The organism is Peptoniphilus sp. oral taxon 836 str. F0141, assembly GCF_000179335.1.
Taxonomy (GTDB): Bacteria; Bacillota; Clostridia; order Tissierellales; family Peptoniphilaceae; genus Peptoniphilus_A; species Peptoniphilus_A lacrimalis.
This window is the reverse complement of sequence record NZ_AEAA01000079.1, coordinates 23151-42215: the sequence shown is the minus strand read 5'-3', so window position 1 is coordinate 42215 and position 19065 is coordinate 23151. Positions and strand designations below refer to the sequence as shown.

Here is a 19065-nt window from a genome sequence, read left to right as displayed (position 1 = left end):
ATATTTTTGATTGGTGTAGTTTTTTTAGTTATATTTGAACTTTCAAAGTTAAGACGCGAATTTTCTTATGATGAACTTTCAAATATTTTTACAAGCATAGGATTTTTTAAACTAACTTTTTTGATGGTTTTAGGTTTCTTAGCCTTTATACCTATGATAAATTACGATTTAATCTTGAATAGATTTGCCAATTGTGAAAAATCTATTAAATATACAATAAAAAGAAGTATTATAATAAATTCTTTTAACAATTTAATAGGTTTTGGAGGCCTAATAAATATGGGTCTAAGATTTAGATATTTTGCAAAGGAAAATGACGATAAAAAACTTCTGAAATTTTTGGCGAAATCTTTTTTATTTGATTTAACTGGCATTTCCTTTTTATCTTTAATCACTTTAATTTCTCTTATAATTTATAAAAGTACGATTATTATAAATTATAAATATTGGTTAATTGGTGGGATTTTATATGGACCTTTAATTTTAATTGTTTCTTTATATAAAAACACAGACGAATTTCATATTTCTAAAAAATATAGCCTAGATGTTTCACTAACTTCTATTGTAGAGTGGACAAGTGCTATGTTATTTTTCATAAGCATAGCTTATGTTTTAGATTTAAAAATAAAGTTTTTCCCTGTGGCTGCTATTTTTGTTGTGGCAAACTTAATAGGTCTTATTTCTTTTATCCCAGGTGGTTTGGGATCTTTTGACCTAGCAATAATTACCATTCTTTCTTCTATAGGAATAAATACCAATGAAGTTTTTACTTGGTTAATTTTATATAGACTTTTTTATTACATTGTGCCTTTCATAATAGGAATTTTATTTTTTATTTCAGATTTAGGAGAAAGTTTTGATTTAAAAAATGATAAAATTCCATCAAAAATAGTTAAGTCTATTGGGCTTGATCTTCTTTGCCTAATACTTTATATACTTGGGGCTTTAATGGTAATTTCTATTTCTGTACCTGATAATTTATCAAAAATTCGACTATTTAAAGGCTTTAACCTTCTAAATGCCAATTTAATTTATCAGTTTTTAAGTTTGCTCTTGGGTTTTTCTTTTATTCTTCTTGGCAGAGCAAACAGAAAAAGAGTAAAAAGTGCAGTTAAGGCAACAATTATTTATTTATTAATAGCTTTATTTTACTGCATTTTATCAGGATTTAGTTTTATAGAAATAAGTTTAATAATAATAAGTCTAATTCTTATTACTTTCACAAGAGAAATCCATTTTCGTAAACAATTTGTTTACTCTATGGAAAATATAACACTAGATTCAATAGTTTATTTTGCTATTGGAACTTTAACAGTAATTTTAAGTGTAATAAATTATGGTATAAAAATTAAAAGGACCAGATACTTTATTTTAATTCCTTTTGAAAAATCTTTTGTAAATATAATTATAATTACAGGAATTGTATATTTTGCAACGAGAATTTTAATGGATTATTTAAAGGGAAATAAGGAAAAATTAGGAGAAAAATTAAATAGACAAACCGTTCTTGAAATTTTAAATAAATATGATTGTTATGCTGAATCTGCTCTAGCTCTTGTAGGAGATAAAGATATTTATTATTATGAAAATGAAAACGGTGAAAAAACTTGTGCTATGTCGATATGTACCTACAGAGATAGGGTTTTAGTTATGGGAGATGCTTTTGGAAAGAAAGAAGATTTTAAAAAGCTTATAGAAAATTTTGTAACAGATGCAGATAAACTTTGTTATAATCCAGTATTCTATGAAATAAAAGAAAATCAAACCATATATCTTCATGACTTTGGCTACTCTTTTATAAAATTTGGTGAAAAGGCAAAAGTTAAACTTTCAGACTTCGTAATGGAAGGCCCTAAGCGTAAATCTCAAAGAAATGTAATAAAAAAATTTGAAAAAAAAGGTCTAAGCTTTGAAATTGTAAGCCCTCCTTACCAAGATGATTTTATGGAAGAACTCAAAAAAATATCAGATTCTTGGCTTGATGGCAGAATCGAGAAAGGATTTTCTCTTGGATTTTTTAACGAAGATTATTTAAAACTTTGTCCAATGGCCTTAGTTAAAGATGGAGAAAAAAATCCTTGCTTTCTCAAATATAATGCCCACCTCAGGAGAAACTTGGGCAACAATAGATTTAATGAGATATGACAGGGAAAATGAGCAAAATGGAATCATGGATTTTTTATTTATAAATTTAATTTTATATTTTAAAGATTTAGGCAAAAAATATTTTGACTTTGGCATGGCTCCCCTTTATAACGTCGGCATAAATTCCAACAGTTTTATCGAAGAAAAACTCGCATATTTAGTTTATAAATTTGGCTATAAATTTTATTCTTTTGATGGTCTAAGGGCATATAAGGAAAAATTTAACCCAGAGTGGTCTTCTGTTTATTTAAGTTATACTAAAAATACTTGGTTATTATATAGTGTAATAACAATTTTTCTTATAGATATAAAAGCCAAGGAAAATTACGATAAAAATAGAAAATAATTTTTTCAAATTGATTCATATCAGAAATATTAAAAGTCCCCATATTTAGGGGACTTTTTGCTTGCAATAATTTTTATTAAACTAATAAATATTTAATAATATAAAATAATGAATAATAAATTTATTGATGATTAAAACTATTTATCCTCATCAATTTTTTTATATTTTCTATTTCTATTTTCACGTTTCCTCTTTTTTCTAAGACTGATAATGTTTTTATCTCTAAATAAATTTACAGTCATATATAAAATATCTACAACATTCATAAAAATAATAACCCTGATAGGAAAAATATTTGGTATAGCAAATTTTAAAAGAATAGCGAAAATAGATATAGTAAGCAAGTCAAAAATATAAGCCACATAAACAATATTAGATACAGTTGAGTCCTCGCTAATTCTTAGCGTATCCCTTAAAACATTTACAAAAAAGAGCAAAATAATAATATTATAGGTACTTTTTTCAATATTTCCTGTTTTTGTATAAAGTTGTAAAAGAAAAAACATTGATGAATATATAAGAATAAATATAATGCCATATATAGAATGTTTTATAGAAGATGATTCATATAGGTCATCAATGCTCCAAGCTTTCATAAAAGTTTTTAAAATTTTTGTACTCTTCACTTTTTCACATATCCATGAAGGTATAAGAGCAAGCATAAAAGCCGTAAGAATTATGGTTTGTAATATTTCAAAAAAACCGAGCTTCGATATTCTTGCAAAATAGTTGAAGAAAAAAAGAATTAGGGAAACTGCACCTGCAGAAAAAAGCATGTAAATCATGGAAATAAATATCTCATAAGACTTACCATTTAATAAAAAATTACCCTTATTACTATATTTAAGACCTATCTCATAAGGATTTCCCAGTCTATTTAGCTCATCTTTAATGTCTTTATCGGTATAGGCTATAGGAAGTCGCCTTTGTAAAATATCCATAATTTCATCCTTAGCCAATTCCTTTTTATCATAAGGAATATAACGACACAAATAATATATATATCTATTAATAATTTCATTATCTATAAGTTTCATTCAATCACCTTTAGTTCTCTATAATATATTATAAGGGATAAATTACCTCTTGCAATAAATAAGATAAAATTTTCTAAAAAAAAATCGGCATAAAAGATAAAACCTCTTTGCCGATTAAATATCATAAAATAATATCAAATTAAGATAAAATTCTTATATCAATTTTATTTTCCTAAAACATAAACTTTAACAGTTCTTCTGCCGAATTTGTTAGCCGTTGCATTTGAATTAAAGAATAGATCAATCCTATTACCCTTAATAGCTCCGCCTGTATCTTCAGCTACTGCATAACCATAAGATGGCCATGAATCAGTTGATTCAATATAAAGTTTTGAACCTAAAGCAATTACTGATGGATCAACTGCAACTGCTCCTACTCTTGCTCTAGTTCCTGAAGCAGTCCTTGAGCCTGCTGATGGGTCATAAGCTGTTGCCTTCATTGTATAAACAGCTATTACATTATCTCCTGTAGGACTTTTGCTAACAGTGTTTTTAACTCCAATTTCTTCTACTTGTGTTACAGGTTCTTTAATAACTTTTCTTGAAACAAGCTCTTGAGAACGAAGTTGGTCATTAATGTAAAGGCTTTTTATTGTGTCTTCTTGTAGACCTTTTTGTCCAGGTGTAATGATGTTTTTTTCTCCCTGTTCTAAATCTTTATTCTCTTTTGATATAATTTGAAAATCAATTTCTGTTTGATTCTTAGTAACTTCTTCTTTAACCCTATATATAGTTATTTGAAATTCATCTTCTATAGTATCTGTAGCTGTATCAAGAGATGGTTTTACAATATCAAGTTTGTTAACTTTAATTCCTAAATTGTTTAAAACTTCTTGAACACTTGCGCCCTTAGCTTTAACTACAATTGTTCTGTTATTAATTTTAATTTTATATGTTTTTATTTTCCTGATATTAATTTCCATTCCTTCAGTAATTTCTTCTGAAGGTGAAGGATAAACCTCTTCGTCATCTTTAAGTTCAATTTTTTCTTGATTTAATAAAGTTTCTACATCATTAGCATAAGTAAAAACTTCTTTTACCTCTCCATTTATATTTATAACAACATCCTTACCAAGGACTGTTGAGAAACCCATTGTAATAATAGAAAGGAGAAATATTGCTATAGTTAAAATTTTAAAATAGCTTTTTCTTCTTTTGTATTTATTCAATTAATTACCTCCCAAATTGAAAAATTATAAATAGTTACTAAAAATTGTTACTAATTTGTAACTTTTCTATATATTAGTATAAAGAAAGGCTTTTTATTTGTCAAGATTTTTGTAACTATTTTGTAACCTTTGATAAACACTGGGTTTCATGGGATTATTTCGACCTAAAATACAATAAAAAAATAAATAATAAAGGCTCCATTCCCTAAAAATGGAGCTTTTAATGCTTGTATTACAGTTTTATTACAATTAATATACATTTTTTATGAAATTCCTCAACATTTTTGCTGTAAATCCCCAAATAACTATGTCTTTATAAACATAAAAATCCATCTCTCCCTCAGCTCTTTTCCACTTATAATTCCTACCATTAGGAATAAGTTCGTAGGGAAAAGAATCTTCTCTAATTAGATTAATTTTTGTTTTATAGGAATTGGGTTTATTAATTTTAAAAAAATCCAAGGGTATAGTAAAAATACTTTCTACCTCTTCTTTTGAAGGGCTTATAGCATCAAATTCAATATTTAATATGCCCACATAAGAATAAATAATGGCTGAATAAGGATTTACCCAAAAATCTCCCTTACCAATTATTGATAAATCTCTCTTATTAATTAATAATTCCTCACAAGTTTCTCTGATCGCAGCATCCCTGGAATTTTCTCCTCTTTCAATTCCACCTCCTGGAAATGAAATTTCTCCAGGCTGATTTTTTAAGCTTAAGGCTCTTTTTTCAAAAAGAATATGAACTTCATTATCTCTTTTTATTAGAGGAATCAAAACTGAGTATGCATTCCTAACATCTATTGCTCTTGGCTTTTTATGTCTAAATTTTTCTTTTATTGTAAAAAGCTCTCTATCCACTAATTATTTCACCTACAAGTTCATCTACACTATAAATTTTTAGCCTATCAATATGCTTTTTCTTGGCCTCTCTCTCAATTAAAAGATATAAGATATCTCTATAATCGTAATCATTTTTTACATTAAATTCTTTAGCCATTTTGGGAATAAGATTTTCAACTATATATCTCATCAATAAATTTTCATTCTCTTTGAGGGAATTTTTTAATATCATATAAATATACTTCAAGGAATCTTCTTCAGGAATTTCTTTGATGTAATAATCATAACCCTTAAGATTTTTTATTTCTTTATAGGTATCAAAATATCCCAATCTAATTAAATTATCACTTTTTTCTGGGTCAAAATCCATTATTTTACCTAAAGAATGTTTTGGGCTTATAATATATTTTGCTTGTGAGAGATCATCATTAATTGGAAGATTTTTAAGCCTTATTACTATTGGGGTAAGTCCCTTTTTTAAAACCATGTTTATTGGGGCTTGTGAGTGAAATCCACCATCCAAATAATACTTACCGTTAATTGGTCTCATTTTAAATATAGGTAGATAACAAGAAGCTATTATATAATTTTTAATCTGCCCCTCAGGCATATCTTCACAAAAAAGTTCTTCACTTTTAAAATCCGAAATATTTACTGTGCAAAGTCCAAAATCTATTTGGCTATTTCTAATCTTATCTTCACAAATAAGTTTATCTACAAGATCAAATAAGGGCTGTGGTGATACTCCTATATCGGTTATTTTTTTTGTAATTTCATTTAATCTGTTTTTTATAATTTCAATTAAATCTAAATTTTTAAAGTTTTTGTTTGAAATCTCTATATTTTTATTGAAATATTCAAGGTCCAAAGACCTCCAAGCTCTCAAACAATCATAAGAATCTCCAGACACAAACATTGCCGCATTTATTGCACCAATTGAAGAACCAACTATTGCTTGGAATTTAAATCCCAATTCACAAAGAGCAAGATAAGCTCCAACGTGGTAGGCACCTCTAGCCCCTCCACCTTCTAAAACAAGACCGTACTTATCCATTTTATCACTTACTTAATTCTGATGTACAATGTGGACATCTAATAGCTTCAATAGGTATTTGTGTAAAGCAGTAGGGGCATGATTTTTCTTTCTCTACTTTGGGTTCTTCTTTCTTCATCTTTGAAGTTAGTTTTCCGATTTGTTTAATAACTAAGAATATTACAAAAGCAATTATTAAGAAATTAACTATACTTTGGATAAACATACCATATTTAACTTCAGCACCACCAACTGTTATTGATAGAGATTCAAAATTAATTCCTCCTATAAGTATTCCTATAAGGGGCATAATAATATTATCTACTAGAGAAGTAACAATGGCTCCAAAAGCTGCACCAATTACAACACCTACAGCCATATCAATAACATTGCCACGTGCAATAAATGCCTTAAATTCTTTAATAAATTCCTTCATTATTCCTCCTAAATTTTCTTTAAACTGACATTATTTCTTTCCAAAATTTCCAATGCATAATCATCTACCCTATAAGCTTCATGATAATAAATTGCAGATATTCCAGCTTGAATCAAAGCTTTTGTGCAGTTAAGGCAAGGAAAATGCGTTACATAGCATATGCTTCCCTTAGCCGGTATCCCTTCCTTGGCACAGTATAAAAGAGCATTCATTTCTGCATGAATAGTTGCAATGCAATGACCATCCCTCATCCTGTGACCCACATCAATACAGTGAGGGTTTCCTGAAGCCGTGCCGTTATAACCAGTTGAAACAATCCTATGGTCGCTATTAACAAGAACACAACCTACAAAAGCCCTATCGCAAGTAGATCTTTGGGCTACAAGCTGTGTTATTTCCATAAAATACTCATCCCAAGACTTTCTCATTTTGCCTCCTTTGCTAACTTATCAACAAGCTCATTAAATTCCACTCCGCTATGAGCCTTCACTTTAACAAAAATAACTTTTAACCTATCTTTTATTGAATCGAAATAATTTTTGTAGGAAATTGTGCCTTCTTTATTGGTTTTCCAATTTCCTTGAGGCCAAGCCCTTATACCTTCATAATCATAATGTAGATAAAGAACTTTTTTATTTTTCTCCAAGGAAACTTCCATAGCCTTCATGGCACCTTTAATCTCACCACAAACATTTCTCATAGTTGAATCTTCATCGTGAAATCTTTTGGAAAAAGAATAACTTTCCCTCTCATTAAAGATATATACCCCATAAGAGAAGGACTTATCACTATTTCTGTAAGACCCATCAACATAAGCTATAAATTCATCATCTTTTACCTTTATATCTTCCTTATCTTCTAAGGAAAAACTATCAGTTTTAATAAAATTTTCAGCATCTTCTAAATTTGAAAACTTTTTATATATAGCACCCTTAAAGCCTTTAACTTCTTTATTGCACTCATCCCAAGTTTTATAAATTCCAGGATTTCTTCCACACCTCACAGCGTAATAATTCAAATAATCACCTCAGTATTGTAATTGTAATATACTTATAAAATTATACTATCTTTAGAAGAACTATAGTAAATAATTTTGCCAAATATATTTAAAATTATTTTATAAATTTTACTTATGAAACTCGGTATTATATAATTAAATAAAGACTAGGAGGTATTTATGAATAGGCAACAATTTGAAAGAATGAAAAGTGGCAAGGGTTTTATAGCTGCTCTAGACCAAAGTGGCGGTTCAACACCTAAGGCTTTAAAAATTTATGGCATAAACGAAGATGCGTACAAAAATGATGACGAGATGTTTGAACTTGTCCATGAAATGAGAAAAAGAATTATAACAAACGAAGCCTTTACTTCTCAAAGAATTTTGGCTGCTATTTTATTTAAAATTACTATGAATTCAAAAGTTGGAGAACTTTACACTGCAGATTACTTATGGGAAAAAAAGGGCATAGTTCCAATTTTAAAAGTTGATGAAGGTTTAGACGAATTAAAAGACGGAGTTCAACTTATGAAGCCTTTTAAAAACTTAAATAGCCTGCTTGAAAATGCAAAACAAAGACATATATTCGGCACTAAGATGAGATCAGTTATAAAGGAATTAAATGAAGAAAGCATTAAAAAAGTTGTTAAACAACAATTTGATTATGCAAAAGAAATTTCTAAACAAGGTTTCGTACCTATTATAGAACCAGAAGTGGATATACATTCAAAAGATAAGGAAAAAATTGAAGAAGTCCTAAAAAAAGAATTGATAACTGAACTTGAAAAGCTTGATAAAGAAACTTATGTAATGTTTAAACTAACTTTACCTGAAAAAGCAAATTTATATCACGATTTATATAATTACGAAAATACTCTAAGAGTTGTCGCTTTATCTGGTGGATATTCAAGAAAAGAAGCTAATGAAAAACTATCAAAAAATAAAGATGTTATAGCATCTTACTCAAGAGCCTTAACAGAAGGTTTAAATGTAGATCAATCAGAAGAAGAATTTACAAAAACACTAGATGATTCAATAGACAAAAATTATAAGGCTTCAATTGCAGGCTGACAAAAATGGACTTAAAGTCGAAAAAGCTTTAAGTCCATTTTTTAATCAAAATATTTATTATTTTCAACCAATTTGGGATTATATTTAATCCTTATTACACCTTTATTTATAAGCGGTTCTCTAATCTTAGTTGTTAAAAGATTATAAGCTGACATAGCAAGTTTATCTATAGAATAATCCACGCTAGTTAGGGAATAACTTTTAAGATATGCTAGAAAAGAATTTCCAAAACTTGCAACGGGTATCTTTCTTTCATTAATATAATCAAGCTCCTTACAAGCATCAACAATTCCGCATGCTAAAAAATCAGAAGAACCAATAAATGAATCTATATTAGGTTCTTTTTTTAGTATTGATATAGCTAAATTATAACCTGTTTGATATTCTATGATATATGGGTCTAAATCACTTTCAAGCTCAACATCTTTTTTATAAAAACTTAATTTCACATGTTCATGTAAATCTGCTTCTTTTTTCGCACCTTTTATAGCTTTTAATCTAGTCAATGAAGGATATTTGTAAGTTGTATAAACATAGGCTATGTTTTTGTGACCCTTTTCTACTAAAGATTTAACTATTGTACTAGCAGCTATTTGATCGTTAGTATCTATAGAATCAAAAGAATCCTCATAATCAAAATTATTTAGAATAACTGTTGGAATTTGCTCATTGATAGCTTTTGCAACTTCTATATTTAAAGGATAAGCCGAATATATGACTCCCATAACTCTGTGTTCTCTTATAATTTCTAAAAGTTCTTCTTCCTTTTCCTTATTGGCACAATTATTAAAAATAAGAACCTGATAATTATCCTTGGATGCTAATTTGCAAATATAATGAGCTACACTTAAAGAAAGAAGCTTATTAAAATTAGCAGAAATTATTATTAGTCTTCCACCTTCTAAAAGAGTTTGTCTATCTTTTTGAGTTTTTACCTTATAACCTAATTGTTCTGCTGCTTTAAAAACATTTTCCTTTGTATCCTCTTGAAAGCTTACGCCTTTTTTATTATTTAATATCATAGATGCTGAGGAAGTAGAAACACCTGCTAATTTTGCAACATCTATTAGTGTGGGTCTTCTTTTATTACTTTTCATGATTCCAATCCCCTGTTAAAATATATAAATTTTCTAACTGATTAAGGATATTATACACTATATCGTAAGAAAATTTAATGTAATAATTTAATAAATATTAAATTTTTTACAAATTTTGAAAATATTTTCCTACTTTTTAATTAATACTAGAATCTGAAAAAAGCATCAAAAATTTGAATAAAAAAATCGACCTTAAAATAATTAAGGTCGATTTAACTTATTTTATCTTACATCATGCCGCCCATACCTGGATTCATTGGTGGTTGTGGATTATCTTCTTTGATATTTGCAACAGCAGCTTCTGTTGTTAAAATCATAGCTGAAGCTGAAGCAGCATTTTGAAGAGCTGATCTTGTTACCTTTGTTGGGTCAACAATACCTTCTTCAAGCATATTTACATATTTATTTGTGAAGGCATCATAGCCAATTCCTTTTTCTTTGTTTCTAATATTTTCAACTATAATAGAACCTTCAACACCAGCATTTTCTGCAATTTGTCTTACTGGAGCTTCTAGTGCTTTAAGGATAATATTAGCACCTGTTTTTTCATCACCTTCAAGAGAGTCAACAAGTTTTTGAACTTCATCACAAGAATCAAGAAGTACAGTTCCACCACCTGGTACAATTCCTTCTTCAACAGCAGCTCTTGTTGCTGATAGGGCATCTTCTATACGAAGTTTTCTTTCTTTAAGCTCAACTTCTGTAGCTGCACCTACTTGAATTACAGCAACTCCGCCAACAAGCTTTGCAAGTCTTTCTTGTAATTTTTCTCTATCGAAATCAGAATCAGTTTCTTCAATTTGTCCTCTGATTTGACCAATTCTTTTATCAATAGCTTCCTTTTCTCCTGAACCATTAACAATAACTGTTAATTCTTTTTCTACTCTAACCTTGCCACAATGACCAAGCATTTCTATTGTAGTATCTTTAAGGTCTTGACCAAGATCAGTAGAAACAACTGTGCCACCTGTTAAGATAGCAATATCTTGTAACATATCTTTTCTTCTGTCACCATAACCTGGAGCCTTTACACCAACAACATTTAAAGTTCCTCTTAAAGAGTTAACAACAAGTGTAGCAAGAGCTTCTCCATCAATATCTTCAGCAATAATTAAAAGTGGTTTAGATTGTTGAAGAACTTTTTCAAGTAAAGGTAAAATTTCTTGAATATTTGAAATCTTCTTATCAGTAATTAAAATATATGGGTCATCAAGTTCAGCAACCATTTTTTCAGAATCAGTTACCATATATGGAGAAAGATATCCTCTATCAAATTGCATACCTTCAACAACATCAAGACTTGTTCCCATAGATTTTGATTCTTCAACAGTAATAACACCGTCGTTGCCTACTTTTTCCATAGCTTCTGAGATAAGCTTTCCGATTTGTTCATCAGCAGCAGAAACAGCGGCAACTTGTGCTATTTCATCTTTAGAATCTACAGATTTTGAATATTTTTTAATAGTTTCAACAGCCTTATCTACAGCTTTTCTTATACCTTTTTGTAAAACCATAGGATTTGCACCTGCTGCCAAGTTTTTCATACCTTCAAGAGTAATAGCTTGGGCAAGTAGGGTAGCAGTAGTTGTTCCATCCCCTGCAACATCATTAGTTTTTGTTGCAACTTCTTTTAAAAGTTGAGCACCCATGTTTTCAAATTTATCTTCACATTCAATTTCACGAGCAATAGTAACACCATCATTAGTAATAAGTGGAGTTCCATATTCCTTATCAAGGATAACATTTCTTCCCTTAGGTCCAAGAGTAACTTTTACTGTATTTGCAAGTTTGTTAATACCTTCAATAAGGCCAGCTCTTGCATCTTCTGAAAATTTAATTTCCTTTGCCATATTATCACCTTTCTTCTTATTCAATTACAGCTAAAACATCAGCGAATTTTATTATTGTAAATTTTTCTTTTTCAAGTTCAATTTCTGAACCAGCATATTTAGAAAATACTACCTTATCTCCAACTTTAAGAAGACCTTTCATATCTTCATCTTTATCAATTTTATTGCCAAGAGCAATAATTTCAGCTACATTTGATTCTTCCTTAGCGCTTGAAGGTAAAACAATACCTGAAGCGGTTCTTTCTTCCATTTCTATTTTTTTAATAACAATTTTGTCATCTAAGGGTCTTAAATTCATATTATACCTCCAATTTCTTTTTAGCACTCACCGTCGAGTACTGCTAACACTTATTATAATAATACATATTCTGTAATTTTGCAAGAGATAAATATATAAAATATAAATTTCAATAAATTTTCACACACCGACATAAATTATGAATATTTAAATCAGTTTTCAAATTTCATGTAGATTTAATTAATTTCTTCATTTTTATAAACAAGATAAATGCAATTAATTCAGCTATAAGGGAAATAATGATAATGGTAGTAATTGAAGACTTGTCATAAAGCAGACCCATTATTGAGGAACCCCAAAAAAGTGCAAGTCCATAAGAAGTATTAAATACACCATAACCGCTACCTCTTTTAGAAAAAGGAACTAAATCTCCTATGGCAGATTTCATTATTGTTTCATGAGTGCCCATAACCATTCCCCAAATAAACATTCCTATTATAATAAGGGGGATTTTATAGGAAAGTGTCAGAAAAGGAAGCAGACAGGTTAATAGAGGAATTAGGGCCAAAACTAAAATACCTCCGGTTTCAAGGCCTGTTTTATCTTTTAACTTATCGTATAAATGACCAACTAAAAGGGCAAAAAAAGCATCAACAATCATTGCAAAAGAATAGATCATTGCGATTGACTTATCACCAATTATTGCTTTTGCTTTTAAATGATAGCCGATAATAGAAAAGTTTACAAAGCCTAAGCTGGCAAAAAAGGCAAAGAATGTATAAATCCAAAAAATACTTTTTAAATTATCCGACCTGTATTCTTTAATATTTATTTCTTTAATAATATTTTCTCCGTTAACTTTTCTATAAGCAATATACACAAAAACCATTAATAAAATAAAAGGCACAATTAAAAGTTTGTAGGAAAACTGATATTCATTGATTGTATTTTTACCGGTAAAATAAAAGACAGCAGTAAAAATCAAGGGACCTAAAAAAGCACCTACCTGATCAAGAGCTTCCTGCAAACCGAAGGCAAAGCCAAGGCCGACTTCATTTTTAGCAATGCTTGATAAAATTGTGTCTTTGGCAGGATTTCTTAAAGATTTTCCAATTCTTTCCAATAAAATTAAGATGATTAAAATATTCCAATTTTGACTAAAGCCAATTAATGGAATAACAAATAATAAGCCATAGCCAACAAAAATAAAAAGCCAATGTTTTTTTGTATAATCAGACAGGTATCCTGCAAAAAGTCTTAAAAAATAACCTAAAAATTCACCAATGCCAAATACTACTCCAACTTTTGTTGCACTGATGCCTATTAAATTTAAATATTGGCTGTTTACGCCCCTTGCAGATTCGTAAATCACATCACCCAGCATGGAAATAATTCCGAAAATTAGGATTATTTGAATCGCTGGAGATATATTTCTTTTTTTCATATAATCACCTTGTTTAATTATACACTAATAAAATTTATAAAAACTTTTGTAATATTAAGTTATTGTAAAGAAAAATCTTATAAAAAAATATAAATATAACTTTAAACATAAAAAAAGATGCTATCTATAATATAGAAAGCATCCATTTATAATAAATATAAGAATATTATAATTTTTTATTAAGAATTAAATATGGCTTAGATTATTAATAAACTAACTTATTTTGTGAAAAGATTCTAAAAAACTTTTGAATTTTCTTTCGGATCCCTTAATCTTCTTAGAATTTTTAAATAAGATCTGTTTCTTTTCTTTATTTATAACACATATATTTGAACAATTTACTAAAATAGACCTATGGATAAATAAAAAGTCGGGAAAATTTTCCTTTATATGATTAAGATCTACTCTTATTTTATAGTCTTTGTCTTGAGTGTAATTATTTTTTTATTTTTCTTAAAAATTCCGCCAAGATTTGACCCATTAATATTAATAGCAAAAATAAGATTTTATAGACATGATCGATATTTTGACTCGGGGAAATAATTGCCAGTAAAATAAATGCTGTTAAGAAAGTAAATATAAGAGTTTTTTTACTTAGATTTTTAATATCTACTGCGAATAGATTCAAGAAAAATCCCAAAAGAATTATTTGAAAAGCTTGTACCAGCAAAGATGAAATAAAAAATTTATGGTCAAAACTCTTTTTAAAATAAATAGAAAACCTATTTAAAATTAAATCGCTTATAAGGTATAAAAATGTTATAAATGAATAACTAATTATTTTTGAAAATTTTTTCATATATTAAAGTCCTTTCTTTATAAAAAATACAAAATAAAGAAATAAAGAGCTAAAACTCATTAATTAAGCAATAATATTTAATATAAGTTGATAAATTAAGGGAACTAAAAGGGCAGGCAGGGTATTAGCAATTTTAAAATTTTTAATTTTCATCATTTGTAGACCTATTGCAAAAATCATAACTCCCCCAATTCCAGATATATTTGCTATTACAGCTTCTGAAAAAATTGGGGCTAAAAAACTTGCTAGTATGGTCAAAGTTCCTTGATAAATTAAGAGGGAAAATCCTGATACAGCTACTCCTATGCCCATTGTTGAAGCAAGTATTAAGGCTGTTATTCCATCTATTGATGCTTTTGCTAGTAAAATGTCAGAGTTTCCTCTTATTCCTGCATCAAGAGAACCTAAGATACCCATTGAACCCATGCAAAATATAAGGGTTGCAGAAACATAGCCCTCAACAAATTTTGAATCATTATCTTCAGGATTTTTTATCAGTAATTTTTTGAATTTTTCTCCCAATTTGTTTACAGAACCTTCAAGGTCAAGTTTTTCTCCTATTACAATTCCTATTACTAGGGACACAATAATAATTAGAGTGCTGCCCTTTAAACCTGCGTTTACACCTATCATCATTATAGCTATAGGTATAAATGCTAAAATTGTATCTTGTAAGGATTTTGAAATTTTATCTCCAATTTTTGAGCCTGCAAATCCAAGTATTAAAACGGCTAAGGCATTTGCAATTACTCCTATCATTTTTTTACTCCTATCTTATTTTCACGTCCATAATAAAAAAGATATTGATTAGCAAAACCCGCATAGGCTCCGAAAATCTCTCTGCCTTTTTGGGCAACTTCTTTTTTTTGTATTTCTTCTTTTATATATAATTCTTCCATTACTCTTTTAATCCATACATCTACTGGAAAGGATTCATTTCTTTCAAAAGAAAATAATAGTATGCAGTCTGCAACTTTAGGACCAACTCCTGGAAGTTTCATCAGTTCTTCTCTTTGAGATTGTAATGAAAGTTTTGAAATTTCTTCTATGTCTATATCTTTATTATAAATCATTTTTGAGCTTTCAACTATTCTTTTATCTCTAAAACCCACCTTTGTTTTTTCTCTTATTTCTAGCGGGTCTATATCTTTTAATACTGATGGACTAGGAAAAGAGTAGTAGCTTCTGTTTTTATCTTCTGTAATATAATTTCCATATAAATTTGAAATTTTTTCTATAGATTTTCTTATTCTTGAAATTCCATTATTTGCTGATATTATAAAAGAGATTATGGTTTCAAATTTTTCCTGATTTAGAATTCTTATACCCTTGCCGTAGGAGATTGCTTTTTTCATAACAGGGTCTATAGAAAGAGCTTTTTCAATTTTTTTGTAATCTTTTTCTAAATCAAAATATTTATACCAAATATTTTTGAAATCTTCTTCGTTAGAGCCAATAATATAAATATCATCATCTTCTTTTTTTATATTAAGGACTTTTCCGTAAGCTACTATTGTAAAAGATTCATCATCTTCTTCATAAAACCTAAAGCATTGACCACAGGTAAATATATCTTTAGGATCAAATTCTATCAAATTTTTTATGTGCACATGGTCTGAATAATAAGTAATTTCCATATAATCTTCCTTAATAATTAATTTAAAATAACTACAGAATAAATACCCTGTAGTTAGTTATTTGATTTTTAAATACAATTTAAAATCTTAAGTAGTTTCTTATTTATCTATATTTTTCATATAATATGATAATATAAGTAGTGAATCATTTAATCTTATGTTTTCTACAACAACATCTTTTGGTGCTTTTAAATCAAAGGGTGCAAAATTCCAAATTCCCTTTATACCTGCATCTATCAAATCTTTGCCAACTTTTTCAGCTTGTGATTTAGGCACTGTTATTATAGCTATTTGAATTTTATTTTCTATTATAAAACTTTTTAACTTATCCATAGGTAAAACAGGAATACCTTCAAGATTCGGGAGATTTTTTACATCAAAAAGGGCTTTTATATTAAAACCCGACTTGCTAAAACTAATATATCTTGCAATAGCTGAGCCTAGTCTTCCTGCTCCTACCAATATTGTATTATAAGATTTATCAACGCCTAAAATTAAATCTATCTGTGATTTAAGTTCGTAAGTATTGTATCCGTAACCCTGTTGACCAAAACCACCAAAATTGTTAAAATCTTGTCTTATCTGTGAAGCTGTAAATCCTGTTAGTTCACTTAATTCTTGGGATGAAACTCTATTGATACCTCTATTTATCAAATCTTCCAAATATCTGTGATAGACAGGCATTCTTCTTATTACCGTATCTGATATTTTATTAGATAATTTAGCCACATTTCACCTCCAACCTAAATAATTATAACAATCTTTTATTGCTTTGTAAATTCTGTTAGAATAAGAAGTGGAGGATAGTATGGCAGAAATTCTACTAAAAGATATTAAAAAAATTTTTATAGATAAGGTAATTTTACAAAAAGCTAATTTGACTGTTGAAAGTGGAGATAAAATTGGACTTATAGGTGCAAATGGTGCTGGTAAAACAACTCTTTTTAAAATTATTTTAGGAGAAATTTCTTATGATGATGGAGATATTTTTGCCAAAAAAGCTTTAAAAATTGGATATTTAGAACAGCAACTTAATCTTTTAAATTCCAGTAAGGTTTACGATACTTTGCTGGAAATTTTTTCTGATTTAATTGCTATGGAAGACAGATTAAAGCATTTAACTGAGCAAATTTCTAAGGACCCCCATTCTAAAGAATTACTTGAAACTTATTCCAAGCTTCTTGAAGATTTTAACAACAAGGGTGGCTATTCCTATCCCTCTATGATAAGGGGTACTTTGATTGGTCTTGGATTTAAAGAAGAAGATTTTGATAAAGATATTGGAACTCTTAGTGGAGGACAAAAAGCAAGGGTTGCCCTTGCTAAGCTTTTGCTTGAAGATTCTGATATTTTACTATTAGATGAACCTACTAACCACTTGGATATAGAAGCAATTAATTGGCTGGAAAAATTTTTAAAGGACTACAAAAAGGCTTTGATCGTAATTTCTCACGATAGATATTTTTTAAATAATGTAGTTAATAAAATAGTTCTATTGGAACATGGAATTACCACTACTTATAAGGGAAATTATGATTATTATGTAAAAAAGAGAAAACTAGATTTAGAAATCTTAAAAAAGCAATATGAGGATCAGCAAAAAGAAATTAAAAGACAAGAGGAAATAATAAAGAGATTTCTAAACCTCGGCAGAGATAGATTTATTAAACAAGGCAAGTCTAGAAAAAAACTTTTAGATGCCATGACAAAAATGCCAGCTCCAACTAATGAAAAAAAGACCAAAATTTCTTTTACAACAAAAATTGAATCTGGTAAGGAAGTTTTACAAATAGAAGGCTTGAAAAAAACTTTCAAAGATAAATTGTTATTTGAAAATTTATCCCTAAAGGTTTTTAAAAAAGATTTGATCGGCTTAATTGGTCCTAATGGAATAGGAAAGTCAACTCTATTTAAAATTATTTTAGGGAAAATGCAAAAAGATCAAGGCAAGATAGAAATTGGAACTAATGTTAAAATAGCTTATTTTGACCAAGAGCTAAAAAACCTAAATAAAGAAAATACAGTAATTGATGAAATTTGGGATGCTTATCCTAAATTAGACCATTTTCAGCTAAGAAAATATCTTGCCCAATTTTTATTTGTTGGTGATGATATTTTTAAAAGTATATCTGAGCTTTCAGGTGGAGAGATGGGCAGACTTAGCCTTTTAAAAATTATGCTTTCAAAGGCAAATTTTCTCCTTCTTGACGAACCCACTAACCATTTAGATATAGACTCAAAAGAAATTCTTGAAGATGCCCTAAATTTATATGAAGGAACTGTTCTTGCAATTTCTCACGATAGGTATTTTTTAAATAAAGTAGCTAATAAAATTTTTGCCATGGATAAGTGTGGAATTGATGAATATTTAGGTAATTATGACTATTATTTAGAAAAGACCCAAAATACAGTTGAAAATGAGGATGAATATATTTCAAAAACTCAACTGCAAAAAAAGAAAAAAGAAGACCAAAAAATTCGTCAGGAAAAAAAGTTACTTAAGGGTAAAAAACAAAAAATGGAAGACGAGATAAAAACTCTAGAAGAAAACTTATCCACAATTGATGCAAAACTGACAAATAACAGTAATTACGAAGATTATAAAGAAATTTTAAAGCTTACAGAAGATAGGCAAAAGCTTGAAAATAAGCTGAATTCTCTATATGAAGAATGGATTTTGTTAGATGATAAAGTCTAAAAAAACTTTCCACTTTTATTATTTGTTTCAAAGTTACTTATGGACTTTATCCCCAAACTTATGCACATTATCCACATACTTTATAGGATTTTTAAATGATACTATTAACATTTGCTGTGAATTTATACTTATTCACAGCAAATCTCATATTTTATAGTTTTCCCACCGTTTTTTTACAAAAAATATATAAACTTATCCACATTTTTTATAATATTATCAACA

The 19065-nt window shown here is 28.5% G+C and carries 17 protein-coding genes and 2 pseudogenes; 3 read left to right on the top strand and 16 right to left on the bottom strand.

Going from position 1 to position 19065, the window contains the following annotated elements; genetic code table 11:
- Positions 1-6 precede the first annotated feature (6 nt).
- Positions 7-2491 (top strand): annotated as a pseudogene (mprF, locus tag HMPREF9131_RS03685) (bifunctional lysylphosphatidylglycerol flippase/synthetase MprF).
- A gap of 137 nt (positions 2492-2628) precedes the next feature.
- Here the strand turns inward: mprF and HMPREF9131_RS03680 are convergent.
- From HMPREF9131_RS03680 to HMPREF9131_RS03650, 7 genes are all read right to left on the bottom strand, one after another.
- Complete coding sequence (locus HMPREF9131_RS03680; protein WP_009345398.1) at positions 2629-3528, bottom strand: membrane protein; 900 nt, start codon at positions 3526-3528, stop codon at positions 2629-2631.
- 164 nt (positions 3529-3692) lie between these two features.
- A complete protein-coding gene (locus HMPREF9131_RS03675; RefSeq protein WP_009345399.1) occupies positions 3693-4697 on the bottom strand; it encodes a 3D domain-containing protein in 1005 nt (334 codons plus the stop codon).
- Between the two features lie 249 nt (positions 4698-4946).
- Entirely contained in the window at positions 4947-5561 is a 615-nt protein-coding gene (locus HMPREF9131_RS03670) for a CoA pyrophosphatase (protein ID WP_009345409.1), read from the bottom strand.
- Positions 5554-6597: a patatin-like phospholipase family protein gene (locus HMPREF9131_RS03665; protein WP_009345404.1), complete on the bottom strand. Its 1044-nt coding sequence runs from the start codon at positions 6595-6597 to the stop codon at positions 5554-5556. Before HMPREF9131_RS03665 ends, HMPREF9131_RS03670 begins: the two co-directional genes overlap by 8 nt.
- Positions 6598-6601: 4 nt before the next feature.
- Positions 6602-7012, bottom strand: a complete 411-nt coding sequence (mscL, locus tag HMPREF9131_RS03660) for a large conductance mechanosensitive channel protein MscL (protein WP_009345388.1) — start codon at positions 7010-7012, stop codon at positions 6602-6604.
- Between the two features lie 8 nt (positions 7013-7020).
- Positions 7021-7440, bottom strand: coding sequence for a deaminase (locus HMPREF9131_RS03655; RefSeq protein ID WP_004826371.1), 420 nt, complete (start codon positions 7438-7440; stop codon positions 7021-7023).
- On the bottom strand, positions 7437-8030 hold the full coding sequence (locus HMPREF9131_RS03650) for a viroplasmin family protein (RefSeq protein WP_009345401.1): 594 nt from the start codon (positions 8028-8030) through the stop codon (positions 7437-7439). Before HMPREF9131_RS03650 ends, HMPREF9131_RS03655 begins: the two co-directional genes overlap by 4 nt.
- Positions 8031-8189: 159 nt before the next feature.
- Between HMPREF9131_RS03650 and HMPREF9131_RS03645 the strand changes: the two genes are divergently transcribed.
- Positions 8190-9080, top strand: coding sequence for a fructose bisphosphate aldolase (locus tag HMPREF9131_RS03645; protein ID WP_009345417.1), 891 nt, complete (start codon positions 8190-8192; stop codon positions 9078-9080).
- Between the two features lie 41 nt (positions 9081-9121).
- On the opposite strand, the gene HMPREF9131_RS03640 is transcribed toward HMPREF9131_RS03645, so the two are convergent.
- The 9 genes and pseudogenes from HMPREF9131_RS03640 to HMPREF9131_RS03605 form a co-directional block, all read right to left on the bottom strand.
- Positions 9122-10177, bottom strand: coding sequence for a LacI family DNA-binding transcriptional regulator (locus tag HMPREF9131_RS03640; RefSeq protein ID WP_009345392.1), 1056 nt, complete (start codon positions 10175-10177; stop codon positions 9122-9124).
- 227 nt (positions 10178-10404) lie between these two features.
- Complete coding sequence (gene groL / locus HMPREF9131_RS03635; protein ID WP_004826393.1) at positions 10405-12027, bottom strand: chaperonin GroEL; 1623 nt, start codon at positions 12025-12027, stop codon at positions 10405-10407.
- 16 nt (positions 12028-12043) lie between these two features.
- Positions 12044-12325 carry a co-chaperone GroES gene (groES, locus tag HMPREF9131_RS03630; RefSeq protein WP_004826402.1) on the bottom strand — a complete coding sequence of 94 codons (282 nt, stop codon included), beginning with the start codon at positions 12323-12325 and terminating at the stop codon, positions 12044-12046.
- Positions 12326-12491: 166 nt separating this feature from the next.
- The gene (locus HMPREF9131_RS03625; RefSeq protein WP_009345402.1) at positions 12492-13709 is read right to left on the bottom strand and encodes an MFS transporter; all 1218 of its coding nucleotides are present in this window, start codon (positions 13707-13709) and stop codon (positions 12492-12494) included.
- Positions 13710-13922: 213 nt separating this feature from the next.
- Positions 13923-14132: pseudogene (locus HMPREF9131_RS08945) on the bottom strand (LytTR family transcriptional regulator DNA-binding domain-containing protein); the annotation flags it as partial.
- A gap of 13 nt (positions 14133-14145) precedes the next feature.
- A complete protein-coding gene (locus HMPREF9131_RS03620) occupies positions 14146-14508 on the bottom strand; it encodes a hypothetical protein (RefSeq protein WP_009345407.1) in 363 nt (120 codons plus the stop codon).
- A gap of 63 nt (positions 14509-14571) precedes the next feature.
- Positions 14572-15267, bottom strand: a complete 696-nt coding sequence (locus HMPREF9131_RS03615) for a DUF554 domain-containing protein (RefSeq protein WP_009345414.1) — start codon at positions 15265-15267, stop codon at positions 14572-14574.
- Positions 15264-16145 (bottom strand): DNA-3-methyladenine glycosylase, encoded by an 882-nt coding sequence (locus tag HMPREF9131_RS03610; RefSeq protein ID WP_009345403.1) that lies wholly within the window; start codon positions 16143-16145, stop codon positions 15264-15266. Before HMPREF9131_RS03610 ends, HMPREF9131_RS03615 begins: the two co-directional genes overlap by 4 nt.
- A 99-nt stretch (positions 16146-16244) precedes the next feature.
- On the bottom strand, positions 16245-16874 hold the full coding sequence (locus HMPREF9131_RS03605) for a redox-sensing transcriptional repressor Rex (RefSeq protein ID WP_009345419.1): 630 nt from the start codon (positions 16872-16874) through the stop codon (positions 16245-16247).
- A gap of 79 nt (positions 16875-16953) precedes the next feature.
- On the opposite strand from HMPREF9131_RS03605, the gene HMPREF9131_RS03600 reads away from it, so the two are divergent.
- Positions 16954-18843 (top strand): ABC-F family ATP-binding cassette domain-containing protein, encoded by a 1890-nt coding sequence (locus HMPREF9131_RS03600; protein WP_009345413.1) that lies wholly within the window; start codon positions 16954-16956, stop codon positions 18841-18843.
- Positions 18844-19065 lie beyond the last annotated feature (222 nt).